Raw genomic sequence first — 16,285 nt, forward strand, 5'->3', positions numbered from 1 at the left:
GCGATTGACTGGCAAGCGCTGGAGGCCAATTTGGCCTGAATTCCCCGGCCCGGTGAAGGCGGAGGCGATGGCCTACACTCTGTGCCCATGATCATCACCAGCCTGCTCGACACCGACCTGTACAAGTTCACCATGATGCAGGTGGTGCTGCACCAGTTTCCGGGCGCGCAGGTCGAATACAAGTTCAGGTGCCGCAACCCCGGCGTACGCCTCGCTCCGTTCGCCGACGAAATCCGGGACGAAATCCGCGCGCTGTGCGGCCTGCAGTTCCAGGACTCCGAACTGGCCTACCTGCGCTCCATGCGCTTCATCAAGAGCGACTTCGTGGATTTTCTGGGGCTGTTCAGACTCAACGAGAAGTACATCACCGTCACGCCCCTGCACACCGGCGAGATCGACATCACCATCCGCGGGCCGTGGCTGCACACCATCCTGTTCGAGATTCCGGTGCTCGCCATCGTCAACGAGGTCTATTTCCGCAACACGCAGAAAGTGCCCGACTTCCCCGAGGGCCGCAGGCGCCTCGACGAGAAGATCGCCCAGTTGCAGGGCGAGGGCCTGTCCGACCTGAAAATCGCCGACTACGGCACGCGCCGCCGCTTCAGCCGCGCCTGGCACGAGGAAGTGCTGCGCGTGCTGGTGGCCCGCCTGGGCACGGGCGACCGCCGCCCCGGCGCGCCAGCGGGGCCGGGCCAGTTCGCGGGCACCAGCAACGTGCTGTACGCCATGAAGCTGGGTGTGACGCCGCTGGGCACCATGGCGCACGAATACCTGCAAGCCTGCCAGGCCCTGGGGCCGCGCCTGCGCGACAGCCAGGTGTACGGCTTCGAGATGTGGGCCAAGGAATACCGGGGCGACCTGGGGATTGCGCTGTCGGACGTGTACGGCATGAACGCCTTCCTGCGCGACTTCGACCTGTACTTCTGCAAGCTCTTCGACGGCGCGCGCCACGACAGCGGCGACCCCTTCGCCTGGGGCGAGCGCCTGCTGGAGCACTACCGCAAGAACCGCGTGGACCCGCTGACCAAGACGCTGATCTTCAGCGACGCGCTCACCGTGCCGCGCATCGTGGAACTGCACCGCCAGTTCCATGGCCGCTGCCAGCTCGCGTTCGGCATAGGCACCAACCTGACGAATGATCTGGGCAGCCCGCCCGCCCACGAGCCGCTGCAGATCGTCATCAAGATGACGCGCTGCAACGACCAGCCGGTGGCCAAGCTGTCGGACACCCCCGGCAAGGGCATGTGCGACGACGAAAAATACCTGGCCTATCTGCGCCAGGTGTTCGACGCGCCTGCGGCCTGACCGATTGGCGAAAGAGCGCCATGGCCGCCGACCTGGACGGAAGCCGCCTTTCTGTGCTGTGGGGCCTGCCTTTTGCGGGCACGCTGCTGTCCATCGCCCTGGTGCCGCTCGTGGCGCCCCGTTTCTGGCACCGCCACTACGGCAAGGTTGCCGCCGCCTGGGCGCTGGCCTTTCTGGTGCCGTGCGCCTTCGTCTTCGGGCCGCGCGCGGCGGGCGCCGGCCTGGTGCATGCGCTGGTGGCCGAGTACCTGCCGTTCGTGATCCTGCTCACCGCGCTGTTCACGGTGGCGGGCGGCATCCACATCCGGGGCAACCTGCACGGCAGCCCGGGGCTGAACACCGCCATGCTGGGCGTGGGCGCCGTGCTGGCGAGCTTCATGGGCACCACGGGCGCGTCCATGCTGCTCATCCGCCCGCTGATCCGCGCCAACGGCCACCGCAGGCACGTCGCGCACGTGGTGGTGTTCTTCATCTTCATCGTGGGCAACGCGGGCGGCGCGCTCACGCCGCTGGGCGACCCGCCGCTGTTTTTGGGCTTCTTGAAAGGCGTGGACTTTTTCTGGACGGTGCGCCACATCTTCGCGCAGACGCTGTTCCTGGTCGGCGCGCTGCTGGCGATCTTCTTCGCGCTGGATTCCTGGTATTGCCACCGCCGCGAAGCAGCCACCCGCCCCGACCCGGCGCCCGGCACCCGGCGCATCGGCTTCGACGGCAAGGTCAACGTCGCGCTGCTGGGTGTGGCCGTGGTGCTGGTGCTGGCGAGCGGCCTGTGGAAGTCGCCCGTGGCGTTCGACGTGGCGGGCACACCCGTCGGCCTGCCCGCCATCGTGCGCGACGCGGGGCTCGTGGGGGTGACGCTGCTGTCGTTGTGGCTCACGCCGCGCAAGGTTTACCAGGACAACCAGTTCGGCTGGGCGCCGATGCAAGAGGTCGCCAAGCTCTTTGCGGGCATCTTCCTGACCATCATCCCCGTCATCGCCATGCTGAAGGCGGGCGCACACGGGCCGTTCGGCCCCGTCGTCTCCGCCGTCACCCGCGCCGACGGCACGCCCGACCCGGCCATGTACTTCTGGGCCACGGGCGCGCTGTCGTCCTTTCTGGACAACGCGCCCACCTACCTCGTGTTCTTCAACACGGCGGGCGGCGACGCGGCCATGCTGATGACCACACTGGCCCCTACGCTGGCCGCCATCTCGGCGGGGGCCGTGTTCATGGGCGCCAACACCTACATCGGCAACGCACCCAACCTCATGGTCCGGGCCATCGCCGAAGACCGGGGCGTGAAGATGCCCAGCTTCTTCGGCTACATGCTGTGGTCGGGCGGCATCCTGGTGCCGCTTTTCGTCGTCATGACCTTCATCTGGTTCCGTTGATATGAGCAACAAACCCAAAATCCTCGTCGCCCGCGCCATCTTTGCGGAAACCGTCGATCGCCTGCGCCAGCACTTCGACGTGCAGGACAACCCCGGCGACGCCCTGTGGACGCCCGCCGAGCTGGCACAGCGCCTGGCCGACAAGGACGGCCTGCTTTCCACCGGCAGCCAGCGCATCGACGCCGCCTTGCTGGCGGCAGCGCCGCGCCTGAAGATCGTCGCCAACATGGCCGTGGGCTACAACAACTTCGACGTGCAGGCCATGACTGCCGCAGGCGTGCAGGGCACCAACACGCCCGACGTGCTGACCGAGACCACGGCCGACTTCGGCTTTGCGCTGCTGATGGCGACGGCGCGCCGCATGACCGAGTCCGAGCACTACCTGCGCGCCGGCAAGTGGACCCAGTGGCGCTACGACATGTTCGCGGGCAGCGACATCCACGGCAGCACATTGGGCATCATCGGCATGGGCCGCATAGGGCAGGGCATTGCCAAGCGCGGCGCGCACGGCTTTGGCATGAAGGTCATCTACCACAACCGCTCGCGCCTGGCCCCCGCGCTGGAGGCCGAGTGCAAGGCCACCTACGTCAGCAAGGACGAGCTGCTGCGCACCGCAGACCACGTGGTGCTGGTGCTGCCCTACACGCCCGAGGCGCACCACACCATAGGCAGCGCGGAGCTGGCGCTGATGAAGCCCACGGCCACGCTGGTCAACATCGCGCGCGGCGGCATCGTGGACGACGCGGCGCTGGCCCTGGCGTTGAAGGACCGGCGCATCGCGGCGGCGGGCCTGGACGTTTTCGAGGGCGAGCCCAACGTGTACCCCGACCTGCTGACCGTACCCAACGTGGTGCTCACGCCCCACATCGCCAGCGCCACCGTGCCCACGCGCCGCGCCATGGCCGACCTGGCGGCGGACAATCTCATCGCTTTCTTTGGCGGGCGCGGGCCGCTGACGCCAGTCAACAAAATCTAAGCCAAATTGGCCTCTATCGCTTATGCAGCAAGCACAGGCAGCTATACAAATCATAGTAAATACCTTGACGACCGACACCCTTATCCTGCTGGCCGCGCTGGCCCTGGTAGTGCTCTTGCTGGTACTGCTGCTGATACGCCGCCCGCGCGTGGAGCTGCCGCCCGAATGGCTGGAGCGCCTGTCCGCGCTGGAGCGCACCGCGCAGGCCACGCAACTGGCCGTGGCCCGCAACGACGGCGCCATGGACGCGCTGGCCCAGCAGATCAGCGGCTTCACGCAGTCCACGCAGCACGCGCTGGAATCGCTGCGCCAGGCCGTGGACGAGCGGCTGAACCAGGCCGTGGCCGAGTCGCGCCATGGCCGCGCCGAGCTGCTGGCCGCCTTCGGCCAGTTCGAGGCCAAGCTGTCCGACACGCTGGCGGGCCTGGTGCGCGGCAGCCAGCAGAGTGCCGAGCAGCTGCGCACGGCGCTCAATGAGCGCCTGGCCGCCATCCAGGCCGACAACGCCGCCAAGCTCGAAGAAATGCGCCGCACGGTGGACGAAAAGCTGCACGCCACGCTGGAGCAGCGCCTGGGCGAGTCCTTCAAGCTCGTCAGCGACCGGCTGGAGCAGGTCCACAAGGGCCTGGGCGAGATGCAGACCCTGGCGGGCAGCGTGGGCGACTTGAAGCGCGTGATGACCAACGTGAAGACGCGCGGCACCTGGGGCGAGATGCAGCTCGGCGCCATCATCGACAACGTGCTCACGCCCGAGCAGTTCGCCCGCAACGTCAAGACCGTGCCGGGCAGCGACGAGCTGGTGGAGTTCGCCATCCGCCTGCCGGGCAAGAGCGACGAGCACCCGGTGTGGCTGCCCATCGACTCCAAGTACCCGGTGGAGCAGTACCAGCGCCTGCTGGACGCGCAGGACGCGGCGGACAAGGGCGCCATCGCGGCGGCGGGCAATGCCTTCGAGGCGTCCATCAAGGCCGAGGCGAAGAAGATTTTCAGCAAATACGTCTCGCCGCCGCACACCACCGACTTCGCCGTGCTGTATTTGCCCACCGAGGGCCTGTTCGCCGAGGTCATCCGCCGCCCTGGCTTGGTCGAGGCCGTGCAGAACGGCTGCCGCGTGATGATCACCGGCCCGGCCAACCTGGCAGCCATGCTCTCCAGCCTGCAAATGGGCTTCAAGACCCTGGCGATCGAGAAGCGCTCGTCCGAGGTGTGGAGCCTGCTGGGCACGGTCAAGACCGAGTTCGCCAAGTTCGGCGACGTGGTGGAAGCCACCAAGAAATCCATCGACGCGGCGGCCCGCAAGTTCGACGAGGTGGGCGTGCGCACCCGCGCCATCCAGCGCAGGCTGCGCGACGTGCAGGAGCTGCCCGCGCCCGGCGCCGACGCCCCCGTCACGCAGACCTTGCCGGGGCTGGAGGACGATCTGCCGTGAACTGGGCGCTGGCCCGGCTGATCGCGGGGCAGATCTGCATCCACGCCAGCATGGCGGGCATGCGCATGGCCGCACCGCTGCTCGCGCTGCGCGAGGGCATGAGCGCGGCGGCGGTGGGCGTGCTGCTGGCGCTGTTCGCACTCACGCAGGTGTTCCTGGCGCTGCCCGCAGGCCGCTATGCCGACCGGCATGGCTTGAAGCGCCCCGTGGGCCTGGCCGTGGCCGTGGCCGCCACGGGGGCGGGGCTGGCGCTGGTGTTCCCCGTCTTCCCCGTGCTGTGCCTGGCCGCGCTGATGACGGGCGGGGCCTCCGGCGCGGCCGTCATCGCCCTGCAGCGCCACGTGGGGCGCGCGGCGCACGACGCCACGCAGCTCAAGCAGGTGTTCAGCTGGCTCGCCATCGGGCCTGCGGTGTCCAACTTCATTGGCCCGTTCTTCGCGGGGATCATGATCGACCACGCGGGCGCCATCTCGGGCGCCGGGGCGGGCAGCAACGAGGGCTACCGCGCCGCGTTCGCGCTGCTGGCCGTGCTGCCGCTGCTCACCTGGTTCTGGGTGCGCGGCACGGTGGAGCTGCCGCCCGTCATCGCCGCCGAAGGGGGGCCGCCGCAGCGCGCGTGGGACCTGCTGAACGAGCCGCCGTTTCGCCGCCTGATCATCGTCAACTGGCTGCTGTCGTCCTGCTGGGACGTACACACCTTCGTCGTGCCGCTGCTGGGGCACGAGCGGGGCCTGTCGGCCTCGGTCATCGGCTCCATCCTGGGCGCCTTTGCCGTGGCCGCCGCCGTGGTGCGGCTGCTGATGCCGCTGGTGGCCGAGCGACTGCGCGAGCGTGTGGTGGTGGCGGGCGCCATGGCGGCCACGGCCCTGCTGTTCGGCGTCTATCCGCTGCTGGGCAGCGCCCTGGCCATGGGCGCGTGCTCGGTGCTGCTGGGCTTTGCGCTGGGCTCGGTGCAGCCCATGGCGATGAGCCTGCTGCACCAGATCACGCCGCCCCACCGCCACGGCGAGGCCCTGGGGCTGCGGCTGATGTCGATCAACGCGTCCAGCGTGCTCATGCCCATGCTGTTCGGCTCCGCCGGGGCGGTGATCGGCGTGGGCGGGCTGTTCTGGGTGGTGGGCGCCATCGTCGGGGCAGGCGCGCGCATTGCCTGGCGGCTCCAGGCGGCCCCTGGACAGGACTGACCAGGGCGGCGTCGGCGCCCCGTTACAGCCCGTAGAACGACTTGATCAGCCCCCAGGCTTCGGCGGGGTCGTCCGTGTAGTGGAACAGGCCCAGGTCCTGCGCCGAGATCGTGCCTTCTTCCACCAGCAGCTCGAAGTTGATGAGCCGCTTCCAGTAGTCCGTGCCGAACAGCACGATGGGCACGGGCTTGGCCTTCTTGGTCTGCACCAGGGTGAGCACCTCGAACAGTTCGTCCAGCGTGCCGAAGCCGCCGGGGAAGGCCACCAGCGCCTTGGCGCGCATCATGAAGTGCATCTTGCGCAGCGCGAAGTAGTGGAACTTGAAGCACAGCGAGGGCGAGATGAAGCGGTTGCCGCTTTGCTCGTGGGGCAGGGCGATGTTCAGGCCCACGTTGAGCGCGCCCACGTCGTGCGCGCCCCGGTTGGCGGCCTCCATGATGCCCGGGCCGCCGCCGGTGCAGATGTAGATGCGGTCGGCCACGGGCTGGCGCTCGCTGTGCTCGGCCACCAGGCGGGCGAACTGGCGGGCCAGGTCGTAGTAGCGGGCGTTGCGCACGGCCAGGCGCGCGCGGGTCAGGCGCACTGCGTCGCCGCTGGCCTCGGCCTCGGCAAGCTGGGCCTGGGCCTCGTCGGGCGCCAGGAAGCGGGCGCTGCCATAGACGACGATGGTGCTCTCGATGCCTTGCTCCATCTGCCCCAGGTCGGGCTTGAGCATTTCGAGCTGGAAGCGGATGCCGCGCGTCTCGCGGCGGAACATGAATTCGGGGTCGGCAAAGGCCAGGCGGTAGGCGTCGGCATGCAGCGGATTGCCGCTGGCGGCGTGGCTTTGCAGTTCGGCCCAGGCGTCGGCCAGGCGGCGTTCGTTGAGTTGGGTGTTGGCGTCCATGAAATTTTTTTGAATGAAATTGGCCTCCAGCCCTTTGCCATCAGGCACGAGAAGCTATGAAAAATGTAGCAGTTTGCATGCCGACGATGGTCAGCGCGAGCGAGCCGATCAGGTGCAGGCCCGTGGTGCCCAGCGCCAGCAGGTAGCGCTGTTGCAGCAGCATGTTCACGACTTCGGCCGAGAAGCTGGAGAAGGTGGTGAGCGTGCCCAGGAAGCCCGTGACCAATGCCAGGCGCCACAGGGGATCGAGCTGCGGCAGCGCCTGGAAGACGGCCACGCAGACCCCCACGAGGTAGCCGCCGATGAGGTTGACGGCCAGCGTGCCCCAGGGCAGCAGGGCGCCTGGGGCGTTGAGCCACAGGCCCATGCGCCAACGGGCCAGGGCCCCCACGCAGGCCCCGATGCATATGGTGACGACGGCGAGCATGTGCGTTCAGACCCCCGAAAAATATGGTTGCGGGCGCTATTGTGGCCCACGGAGGGGCTATTTCTCGGCGCCCATCACCAGGTCTGGCAGGAAGGTCACGATCTGCGGGAGGGCGGTGATGATGGCGATGCAGATCACCAGGCACAGAAAGAACGGGATGGCCGCGCGCGCGATGGTGTTGCTGTCCTTGCCCGTCATGTTCTGCAGCACGAACAGGTTGAAGCCCACGGGCGGCGTGACCTCGGCGATCTCCACCAGCAGGACGATGAAGATGCCGAACCAGACCAGGTCGAACCCGGCCTGCTGGATCATGGGCAGCACCACGGCGCTGGTCAGCACGATCATGCTGATGCCGTCCAGCGCCGTGCCCAGCACCAGGTACACCATCACCAGCACGCTGATGAGCGCGAAGGGCGACAGGTGCATGGCGTTCACCCATTCGGCCAGCTCGCGCGGTATGCCGGTGAAGGCCATGGTCTTGGTGAGGAAGGCCGCGCCCGCCAGGATGAACATGATCATGCAGCTGGTGCGCGTGGCACCCATCAGCCCGTCCTTGAAGTTCTGCCAGGTGAGCGATCGGCTCCACAGCGCCAGGCCCAGCGAGCCGAGCACGCCGTATGCCGCGCATTCGGTGGCCGTGGCGTAGCCGGTGACGAGCACGGCCACGATGAAGACGATGAGCGCGCCCACGGGGATCAGGTTGCCCGATGTGCGGATCTTCTCGCGCAGCGTGGAGGGCGGGTCGGCGGCGGGCACCTTGCCGGGGTTGCGCAGGCTCCACCAGCCGATGTAGCCAGAGAACAGCCCCATCAGCAGCAGCCCGGGCAGAAAGCCCGCCAGGAAGATGCGGATGATGGAGGCGTCCGCCGCCACGGCGTACACCACCATGGTGATGGAGGGCGGGATCAGGATGCCCAGCGTGCCCGCCGTGGCGAGCGAGCCCAGCGCCAGGCGCTCGTCGTAGCCGCGCTTCATCAGCTCGGGCAGGGCGACCTTGCTGATGGTGGCGCAGGTGGCGGCCGACGAGCCAGAGACCGAGCCGAAGATGCCACAGCCCAGGATGGTGGTGTGCATGAGCCGCCCTGGCACGCGGTTGAGCCAGGGGCGCAGGCCCTCGAACATCTCCTCGCTCAATTTGGTGCGAAACAGGATCTCGCCCATCCAGATGAACAGTGGCAGCGCCGCCAATTCCCAGCTTGCGTTGCTTTCCCAGAAGGCCGAGAACAGGTTCTTGGCCGGCTGCGTGGAGGTGAAAAACGCCTGGCCCACCCAGCCGCAGATCGCCAGCGTCATGGCGATCCAGACGCCGCCCGAGAGCAGCACCAGCATCAGCAGCAGCAGGATGCCGCCCACCGTCAGGATGTCCATGTCGTGCTCTCAGATGTCGGAGGAGAAGTCGCCCATGGCGTGGCGTTCCTGGACGGCGCGCACGAAGGTGGGCACGCCGCCGCGCAGCACGATGACGAGTTCGTCCACCACCGCCACCCACAGCAGCACCGAGCCGATGGCAAAGCTCAGTTGCGGAATCCACAGTGGCAGGGGCAGCAGCCCTTGCGCGATGTCGTTGAACTCCCAGCTTTCGTAGGTGTAGCTGCACGCGGCCCACGTGAGGTAGCCCACGGCCACGGCGCCGATGGCCAGCGCCACCGCCTCCAGTTGGCGGCAGCGGCGCGGGGGCAGCTTCTCCAGCAGCAGCGTCACGCGCACGAAGTCGCCGTGCTTGAAGGCGTGGGCCATGGCGAAGAACGCCGCCGCCGCACAGAACCAGGCCACAACGTCGTTGATGGCCCCGGTGCGCAGGCCCGCCTCGCGCATGATGCTTTGCGCCACCATCAGGATGCAGATCAGCGCGATGAACGCGGCGCCCAGGGCTCCGGCGGCCAGGTAGATGCGGTCAAGCCAGCGGCGCAGCATCGTGCCGTCTTCTCACTTCTTGGCGGTGGGGCTGCTCTTGCGGTAGCTGGCGACGATGGCCTCGCCCTCAGGCCCGGCTTTCTTGAGCCAGTCGGCCAGCATGATCTCGCCCACCTGGCGCATGTCGGACATGAGCTTGGCCGAGGGCGGCACGATCTTCATGCCCTTCTCGGCCAGCGCCTTCTTGTACCACTCGGCTTTTTCTTCGCTGACCTTCCAGCCGCGCGACTCGGCCTCGGCCGATGCCTTGAGCAGCGCGTCCTGCGTCGGCTTGTCCAGCGCGTCGAACGCCTTCCTGTTCACGATGACCGCGTTCTTGGGCAGCCAAGCCTGGGTGTCGTGGAAGTACTTGATGCTCTCGTAGATCTTGCTGTCATAGCCTGTCGAGCCAGAGGTCATGGTGGCCTCGACGACGCCGGTGGCCAGCGCCTGCGACAGTTCGGCCGCCTGGATGGTCACGGGCTGGGCGCCGATCAGCTCGGCGATCTTGGCCGTGGCGGGGCTGTAGGCGCGCCACTTGATGCCGCGCAGGTCCGCCACCGAGCCGAGCTCCTTCTTGGCGTAGATGCCCTGGGGCGGCCAGGCCACGGCGTACAGCAGCTTCATGCCCTGGGTGCCCAGCAGTTTGTCCAGCGAAGCCTTCTGCGCTTCGTACAGGCGCCGGGACTCCGCGTACGAGGCGGCCAGGAAGGGGATTCCATCGACGCCGTACAGCGGGTTCTCGTTTTCGAAGTTGCCCAGCAGCACCTCGCCGGCCGGTGCCTGCCCGCCCTGCACGGCGCGCTTGATCTCGTTGGCCTTGAACAGCGAGGCGTTGGCATGCACGGTGATCTTGAGCTTGCCGCCGGTGGCGGCGTCCACGTCCTTGGCGAACTGCGCGAGGTTTTCCGTGTGGAAGTTGCCCGCCGGGTAGGCCGTCGCCAGGTCCCACCTGGCCTGGGCCAGGGATGACGTGGCGCTGAAGCCGCAGACCAGCGCCAGGGCCAGCGCAGTGACGGGAAAGATTCGACGCTTCATGGAATGCTCCGCAAATAGGTGGCGTGGGTGGATGGGGCTGGCGGCGACTGTATAGAAAACGACCCGTGGCGCCCTAGGTGTTTTGCCTGAATGCTGACAAATTGCCAACAAATCATCGCCGACTTGCCTACAATCGCACATGCATATTCCGTGCCAGATTCGACTGTTGCAAAGGTGGTGTTCATGACGAAACCTCGGGCCAAGGCCGTGGCCAAGGGCGACTCCGGCCCCATCGTGTCGTCTGCGCACCTGGTGTCGGCGCAGAGTGCGGAGATGAGCGAGTTCGAGTTCGGGCTGATCGTGGCGGGCAATGCCTTTCACCGCTGGGTGGTGCATTGCATGGCTGCGGCGGGGCTCAAGGACCTCACGCCGCTCGACGTGCTGGTACTGCACCACGTCACGCACCGCGCGCGTGACAAGCGGCTGGCCGACATCTGCTTCATCATGAACGTGGAGGACACCCATCTGGTGAACTACGCGCTCAAGAAACTGCTGAACCTGGGCGTGGTGGCGTCGCAGAAGAACGGCAAGGAGGTGACCTATGCCGCCACCGAGGCTGGCCGTGCCCATGTGCAGCGCTACCGCGAGATCCGCGAAAGCTGCCTCATCGACGCGCTGCACGCCGACGACGCCCTCAACCGCGACATTGGCGAGCTGGCCCGTTTGCTGCGTGTGCTCTCGGGCATGTACGACCAGGCGGCGCGCTCGGCGGCTTCGCTTTGAAAATTCAATCAAATCGGCCTCCAGCGCTTATCTGATAAGCACCATTAGCTATTTAAATGATAGTAAACGAGACCCAGGCCATGGCCCCCACATCCACTCCCCGCTGGCAGTTCTGGATCGACCGCGGCGGCACTTTCACCGACGTGGTCGGCAGGCGGCCCGACGGCAGCCTGGTCACGCACAAGCTATTGAGCGAGAACCCCGGGCAGTACAAGGACGCCGCCGTGGCGGGCATCCGCCACCTGCTGGGCCTGGCGCCCGGCCAGCCGGTGACGCCCGAGCTGGTGGAGTGCGTGAAGATGGGCACCACGGTGGCCACCAACGCGCTGCTGGAGCGCAAGGGCGAGCCGACCTTGCTCGTCACCACACGCGGGTTCCGCGACGCGCTGCGCATTGCCTACCAGAACCGCCCGCGCCTGTTCGACCGCCACATCGTGCTGCCCGAGCTGCTGTACAGCCGCGTGATCGAGGCGCAGGAGCGCATGGGCGCGCAGGGCGAGGTGATCGAACCGCTGGACGAGGCGCATCTCAAGGAACGCCTGTGGGCCGCCCATGATGCGGGCTTGCGCAGCGTCGCCATCGTCTTCATGCACGGCTACCGCTACACGGCGCACGAGGAGGCCGCCGCGCGCATCGCCCGCGATGTGGGCTTCACCCAGGTCAGCGCCTCGCACGCCGTCAGCCCCATGATGAAGTTCGTCAGCCGGGGCGACACCACCGTGGTGGACGCCTACCTGTCGCCCATCCTGCGCCGCTACGTGGACCAGGTGGCGGGCGAGATGCCGGGCGTGCCCTTGTTCTTCATGCAGTCCTCGGGCGGGTTGGCGCACGCCGGTGCCTTCCAGGGCAAGGACGCGATCCTGAGCGGCCCGGCGGGCGGCATCGTGGGCATGGCGCGAACGGTGCAGCTTGCGGGGCACGGAAAGGTCATCGGCTTCGACATGGGCGGCACGAGCACCGACGTGAGCCACTACGCGGGCGAGTTTGAGCGCGAGTTCGAGACCCAGGTCGCGGGCGTGCGCATGCGCGCGCCCATGATGAGCATCCACACCGTGGCGGCGGGGGGCGGCTCCATCCTGGGCTTCGACGGCGCGCGCTTTCGCGTCGGCCCCGAGAGCGCGGGCGCCAACCCCGGCCCCGCCAGCTACCGGCGCGGCGGCCCGTTGGCCGTGACGGACGCGAACGTGATGGTGGGCAAGATCCAGCCCGCGCACTTCCCCCAGGTGTTCGGCCACGCCGCCAACGAGGCGCTGGACCACGCCGTGGTGGCGGCCAGGTTTGGCGAGATGGCCGCGCAGACGGGCCGCAGTGCCGAGGACGTGGCCCACGGCTTCATCCAGATCGCCGTGCAGCAGATGGCCAACGCCATCAAGAAGATCAGCGTGGCGCGGGGCTATGACGTGACGCGCTACACGCTGCAATGCTTTGGCGGCGCGGGCGGGCAGCACGCCTGCCTGGTGGCGGATGCGCTGGGCATGACGCGGGTCTTCGTCCACCCGCTGGCGGGCGTGTTGAGCGCCTACGGCATGGGCCTGGCCGACCAGAGCGTGATCCGCGAGCAGGCCGTGGAAGCCGCGCTGACGCCCGATGCGCTGCCCGGTATCGAGTCCACGCTGAACGCGCTGGCCGCCACGGCGCGCACCGACCTGGAGCGCCAGCACGCGGGCAGCGCCGCCTGGGTGCATCGCCGCATCCACGTGCGCTACGCGGGCAGCGACTCGGCCCTGATCGTCCCCTTTGGCACGCTGGCCGAGATCACCGCCAGCTTCGAGGCCGCCTACCGCCAGCGCTTCGCCTTTCTGATGCAAGGCAAGGGCCTGGTGGTGGAGGCCGTCTCGGTCGAGGCCGTGCTGCCCGGCGACGCCCCCAAGGAGCCGCGCCACGCGCTGCACCCCGCGCGGGACGTGCCGCGCCGTGGCACCGTGCGCATGTACACCGGCGGCGTGGACGGCATGCCCGCCTGGCACGGCGCCGCGCTGGTGGTGCGCGAAGACCTGCGCCCCGGCGACGTGGTCCCCGGCCCGGCCATCATTGCCGAGAAGAATGCCACCACCGTCGTCGAGCCCGGCTGGGATGCGCAGCTGACGGAGCTGGATCACCTGTTCCTGAACCGCCGCGTTGCCCGCGCCGTGCAGCACGCCGTGGGCACCACCGTCGATCCCGTGCTGCTCGAAGTGTTCAACAACCTGTTCATGAACATCGCCGAGCAGATGGGGCTGCAACTGCAGAACACGGCGCATTCGGTGAACATCAAGGAGCGGCTGGATTTCAGTTGCGCGCTGTTCGACGCCGAGGGCAACCTCATCGCCAACGCGCCGCACATGCCCGTGCATTTGGGCAGCATGGGCGAGAGCATCAAGACCGTCATCCAGCGCAACGCGGGCAGCATGCAGCCCGGCGACGTGTACGTGCTCAACGACCCTTACCACGGCGGCACACACCTGCCGGACATCACCGTCATCACGCCCGTCTATCTGGCCGATGAAGCCGCGCCCACGTTCTACGTAGGCAGCCGGGGCCACCACGCGGACGTGGGCGGCACCACGCCCGGCTCCATGCCGCCGTTCTCCACGCGCATCGAGCAAGAGGGCGTGCAGATCGACAACGTGAAGCTGGTGGAGCGCGGTGTGCTGCGCGAGGCCGAGATGATCGCCCTGCTGCAAAGCGGCGAATACCCCAGCCGCAACCCGCAGCAGAACCTGGCGGACCTGAAGGCGCAGATAGCGGCCAACGAAAAAGGCCAGCAGGAGCTGCGCCGCATGGCCGCCGAGTTCGGCCTGGACGTGGTGCAGGCGTACATGCGCCACGTGCAGGACAACGCCGAAGAATCCGTGCGCCGCGTCATCACGCGCCTGAAGGACGGCCGCTTTACCCTGCCGCTGGACAACGGCGCGCAGATCAGCGTGGCCGTGCGGGTGGATGCGCAAAGCCGCAGCGCCACCATCGACTTCACCGGCACCAGCGCGCAGCAGACCAACAACTTCAACGCGCCCACGGCCGTGTGCATGGCGGCGGTGCTGTACGTGTTCCGCACGCTGGTGGATGACGACATTCCACTGAACGCCGGGTGCCTGAAGCCGCTCAAGGTCATCATCCCGCCCGGCAGCATGCTCAACCCCCACCCGCCCGCGTCGGTGGTGGCGGGCAACGTGGAGACTTCCACCTGCATCACCAATGCGCTGTACGGCGCGCTGGGCCTCATGGGCGCGGGCCAGTGCACCATGAACAACTTCACCTTCGGCAACGCGCGCCACCAGTACTACGAAACCATCTCCGGCGGCAGCGGCGCAGGGGTGTTGACGGACGACGCGGGCCGCGTCGTCGGGGGCTTCGACGGAACCAGCGTGGTGCAGTGCCACATGACCAACTCGCGCCTGACCGACCCCGAGGTGCTGGAGTTCCGCTTCCCCGTGCGGCTGGACGGCTACGAAATCCGCAAGGGCTCGGGCGGCGCTGGGCGGTGGAAGGGGGGCGACGGCGGCATCCGCCGCGTGCGCTTCCTGGAGCCGATGACGGCCAGCATCCTCTCGAACGGGCGCATCCACGGCACCTTCGGCATGGCAGGCGGTCAGCCGGGGGCCGTGGGCATCAACCGCGTGGTGCGGGCCGATGGACGAACCGAGCTGCTGGAACACATCGGCCAGGCCGAGATGCAGCCGGGCGACGTGTTCGAGATTCACACACCCGGGGGCGGCGGGTTTGGCCAACCGGAATAATGGTCAAAATGGCCGCTAGCGCTTGTCCATCAAGCGCTGGCAGCTATTCTTTTGAGAGTTTCTTCCCACGGTCGGGTGCGTCGTCTTTCTTGTCCTCGGGCGTGACAAACCCAATGGGTCGCCTGGGTGGCACGGGCGGAGTCATGAGTTCGCGCAGGGCATCGAATACTTGCTTGAGCTGGGCGCGGGTATTGCGGCTGAACTGCTCGTGGCCGATGGACAGGCGTTCGGTCTTGTCTTCCAGGGCATCAAGCCGTTGGGCCAAATCCTCATGCTGCAAAGCTGCCTCGCGCAGCCGCACGAAGGCGCGCACTACATACACCGACACTTGTACCGCGCGCGGGCTGTTCAGGATCATCGCTGCCATCAGCGCTCCATGCTCGGTAAATACACGGGGCGAATAGCGTCTGCCGCCATGCTGAGGAGTCGCCAGACTTGAGGTCGCAATTTGCGACCTCAAGATGACCCATTCCTCGGGGGAGAGTTGGAACATGAAGTCCTCTGGAAACTTCGCGGAATTGCGTTTGACGGCTTCATTGAAGCGCTTGGTCGGTATGCCATAGAGCGCTGCCAGGTCGCTGTCCATGATCACCCGCTGCCCGCGCAGCGTGACGATCGCCAGTCCGATGCTTTGCACAGCGGATGCGGCCAGATCGTCGGTACCGATGGTATTTGTCATCATGGATTAATAGTGAAATATGGCTACAGCGCCCGTCCATCAAGCACAGATAGCTATTAATTCAGGAGTCCTTGCCCGGCGCGGTGATGTTGTTGCTCAGGCTTCCCGGCACGTCGCGCGCCGCGCGGCGGGCGCGGAACAGGGCGGCGCGCATCAGGAAGATATTGGTCACCGGCACGGCGATGGCGATGAACAGCGCGATCAGCAGCACATGCACCGCCAGCCCGTGCCCCTGCACCGAGAAATAGACCCAGGTGGCGTGCATGATGCTCCAGCAGCCCATGGTGGCGATGATGGAGGGGGCGTGTACGCGCTCGAAGTAGCTCTGGAGGCGCAGCAGCCCCAGCGAGCCCAGCAGCGCAATGCCCGCGCCCAGCAGCACCAGGGCGGCGACGATGATCTCGATCCACAAAGCCATGGGCTGGCCGCTCATTCGATCACCTCGCCGCGCAGCAAAAACTTGGCCATGGCCGTCGATCCGACGAAGCTGAACAGCGCGATCAGCAGCGCGGCCTCGAAGTAGTTGCTGCTGCCATAGACGATGCCCAGCACCAGCATCAGCAGCATGCCGTTCAAGTACATGCAGTCCAGCGCCAGCACGCGGTCTTGCGCCGAGGGGCCTTTGAGCAGGCGCACCAGGCAGCAGGCCATGGCCA

15 protein-coding genes are annotated in these 16,285 nt (G+C 67.3%); 7 read left to right on the top strand and 8 right to left on the bottom strand.

Annotated elements, in window-relative coordinates; translation table 11 throughout:
* Positions 1 to 87: 87 nt before the first annotated feature.
* From pncB to QM569_RS13305, 5 genes are all read left to right on the top strand, one after another.
* A complete protein-coding gene (gene pncB / locus QM569_RS13285) occupies positions 88 to 1,305 on the top strand; it encodes a nicotinate phosphoribosyltransferase (protein WP_414987706.1) in 1,218 nt (405 codons plus the stop codon).
* Between the two features lie 20 nt (positions 1,306 to 1,325).
* Positions 1,326 to 2,678 carry a sodium:proton antiporter gene (locus QM569_RS13290; protein ID WP_414987707.1) on the top strand — a complete coding sequence of 451 codons (1,353 nt, stop codon included), beginning with the start codon at positions 1,326 to 1,328 and terminating at the stop codon, positions 2,676 to 2,678.
* A 1-nt stretch (position 2,679) separates the two neighbouring features.
* The gene (locus QM569_RS13295; RefSeq protein WP_414987708.1) at positions 2,680 to 3,654 is read left to right on the top strand and encodes a 2-hydroxyacid dehydrogenase; all 975 of its coding nucleotides are present in this window, start codon (positions 2,680 to 2,682) and stop codon (positions 3,652 to 3,654) included.
* A gap of 64 nt (positions 3,655 to 3,718) precedes the next feature.
* On the top strand, positions 3,719 to 5,083 hold the full coding sequence (rmuC, locus tag QM569_RS13300) for a DNA recombination protein RmuC (RefSeq protein WP_414987709.1): 1,365 nt from the start codon (positions 3,719 to 3,721) through the stop codon (positions 5,081 to 5,083).
* Complete coding sequence (locus tag QM569_RS13305) at positions 5,080 to 6,267, top strand: MFS transporter (RefSeq protein ID WP_414987710.1); 1,188 nt, start codon at positions 5,080 to 5,082, stop codon at positions 6,265 to 6,267. The genes rmuC and QM569_RS13305 overlap by 4 nt, the downstream gene beginning before the upstream one ends.
* A gap of 22 nt (positions 6,268 to 6,289) precedes the next feature.
* On the opposite strand, the gene QM569_RS13310 is transcribed toward QM569_RS13305, so the two are convergent.
* The 5 genes from QM569_RS13310 to QM569_RS13330 are packed head-to-tail and all read right to left on the bottom strand — an operon-like array spanning position 6,290 to position 10,511.
* Entirely contained in the window at positions 6,290 to 7,153 is an 864-nt protein-coding gene (locus tag QM569_RS13310; RefSeq protein WP_414987711.1) for a TIGR00730 family Rossman fold protein, read from the bottom strand.
* 40 nt (positions 7,154 to 7,193) lie between these two features.
* Positions 7,194 to 7,580, bottom strand: a complete 387-nt coding sequence (crcB, locus tag QM569_RS13315; protein ID WP_414987712.1) for a fluoride efflux transporter CrcB — start codon at positions 7,578 to 7,580, stop codon at positions 7,194 to 7,196.
* A 57-nt stretch (positions 7,581 to 7,637) separates the two neighbouring features.
* The gene (locus QM569_RS13320) at positions 7,638 to 8,948 is read right to left on the bottom strand and encodes a TRAP transporter large permease (protein WP_414987713.1); all 1,311 of its coding nucleotides are present in this window, start codon (positions 8,946 to 8,948) and stop codon (positions 7,638 to 7,640) included.
* Between the two features lie 9 nt (positions 8,949 to 8,957).
* Positions 8,958 to 9,494, bottom strand: coding sequence for a TRAP transporter small permease (locus QM569_RS13325; protein ID WP_414987714.1), 537 nt, complete (start codon positions 9,492 to 9,494; stop codon positions 8,958 to 8,960).
* A 12-nt stretch (positions 9,495 to 9,506) separates the two neighbouring features.
* On the bottom strand, positions 9,507 to 10,511 hold the full coding sequence (locus QM569_RS13330; protein ID WP_414987715.1) for a TRAP transporter substrate-binding protein: 1,005 nt from the start codon (positions 10,509 to 10,511) through the stop codon (positions 9,507 to 9,509).
* A gap of 183 nt (positions 10,512 to 10,694) precedes the next feature.
* Between QM569_RS13330 and QM569_RS13335 the strand changes: the two genes are divergently transcribed.
* Together QM569_RS13335 and QM569_RS13340 are read left to right on the top strand one after the other, a co-directional pair.
* Positions 10,695 to 11,234: a winged helix DNA-binding protein gene (locus tag QM569_RS13335; protein WP_414987716.1), complete on the top strand. Its 540-nt coding sequence runs from the start codon at positions 10,695 to 10,697 to the stop codon at positions 11,232 to 11,234.
* An 80-nt stretch (positions 11,235 to 11,314) separates the two neighbouring features.
* Positions 11,315 to 14,950: a hydantoinase B/oxoprolinase family protein gene (locus tag QM569_RS13340; protein ID WP_414987717.1), complete on the top strand. Its 3,636-nt coding sequence runs from the start codon at positions 11,315 to 11,317 to the stop codon at positions 14,948 to 14,950.
* 43 nt (positions 14,951 to 14,993) lie between these two features.
* Here the strand turns inward: QM569_RS13340 and QM569_RS13345 are convergent, their stop codons facing one another.
* The 3 genes from QM569_RS13345 to QM569_RS13355 all read right to left on the bottom strand — a co-directional run bounded on the left by QM569_RS13345 (position 14,994) and on the right by QM569_RS13355 (position 16,280).
* Entirely contained in the window at positions 14,994 to 15,629 is a 636-nt protein-coding gene (locus QM569_RS13345) for an ORF6N domain-containing protein (RefSeq protein ID WP_414987718.1), read from the bottom strand.
* A gap of 61 nt (positions 15,630 to 15,690) precedes the next feature.
* Positions 15,691 to 16,062, bottom strand: a complete 372-nt coding sequence (locus QM569_RS13350) for a monovalent cation/H(+) antiporter subunit G (RefSeq protein ID WP_414987719.1) — start codon at positions 16,060 to 16,062, stop codon at positions 15,691 to 15,693.
* The gene (locus tag QM569_RS13355; protein WP_414987764.1) at positions 16,059 to 16,280 is read right to left on the bottom strand and encodes a K+/H+ antiporter subunit F; all 222 of its coding nucleotides are present in this window, start codon (positions 16,278 to 16,280) and stop codon (positions 16,059 to 16,061) included. Before QM569_RS13355 ends, QM569_RS13350 begins: the two co-directional genes overlap by 4 nt.
* Positions 16,281 to 16,285 lie beyond the last annotated feature (5 nt).

Source organism: Acidovorax sp. (assembly GCF_047607405.1).
Lineage (GTDB): Bacteria > Pseudomonadota > Gammaproteobacteria > Burkholderiales > Burkholderiaceae_C > Acidovorax.

What these genes read in the sequence shown, in the direction of transcription:
- pncB (WP_414987706.1), top strand. Translation starts at nt 88, where the DNA reads ATGATCATCACCAGCCTGCTCGACACCGACCTGTACAAGTTCACCATG.
- QM569_RS13290 (WP_414987707.1), top strand. Translation starts at nt 1,326, where the DNA reads ATGGCCGCCGACCTGGACGGAAGCCGCCTTTCTGTGCTGTGGGGCCTG.
- QM569_RS13295 (WP_414987708.1), top strand. Translation starts at nt 2,680, where the DNA reads ATGAGCAACAAACCCAAAATCCTCGTCGCCCGCGCCATCTTTGCGGAA.
- QM569_RS13310 (WP_414987711.1), bottom strand. Translation starts at nt 7,153, where the DNA reads ATGGACGCCAACACCCAACTCAACGAACGCCGCCTGGCCGACGCCTGG.
- crcB (WP_414987712.1), bottom strand. Translation starts at nt 7,580, where the DNA reads ATGCTCGCCGTCGTCACCATATGCATCGGGGCCTGCGTGGGGGCCCTG.
- QM569_RS13320 (WP_414987713.1), bottom strand. Translation starts at nt 8,948, where the DNA reads ATGGACATCCTGACGGTGGGCGGCATCCTGCTGCTGCTGATGCTGGTG.
- QM569_RS13325 (WP_414987714.1), bottom strand. Translation starts at nt 9,494, where the DNA reads ATGCTGCGCCGCTGGCTTGACCGCATCTACCTGGCCGCCGGAGCCCTG.
- QM569_RS13330 (WP_414987715.1), bottom strand. Translation starts at nt 10,511, where the DNA reads ATGAAGCGTCGAATCTTTCCCGTCACTGCGCTGGCCCTGGCGCTGGTC.
- QM569_RS13335 (WP_414987716.1), top strand. Translation starts at nt 10,695, where the DNA reads ATGACGAAACCTCGGGCCAAGGCCGTGGCCAAGGGCGACTCCGGCCCC.
- QM569_RS13340 (WP_414987717.1), top strand. Translation starts at nt 11,315, where the DNA reads ATGGCCCCCACATCCACTCCCCGCTGGCAGTTCTGGATCGACCGCGGC.
- QM569_RS13345 (WP_414987718.1), bottom strand. Translation starts at nt 15,629, where the DNA reads ATGACAAATACCATCGGTACCGACGATCTGGCCGCATCCGCTGTGCAA.
- QM569_RS13350 (WP_414987719.1), bottom strand. Translation starts at nt 16,062, where the DNA reads ATGAGCGGCCAGCCCATGGCTTTGTGGATCGAGATCATCGTCGCCGCC.
- QM569_RS13355 (WP_414987764.1), bottom strand. Translation starts at nt 16,280, where the DNA reads ATGGCCTGCTGCCTGGTGCGCCTGCTCAAAGGCCCCTCGGCGCAAGAC.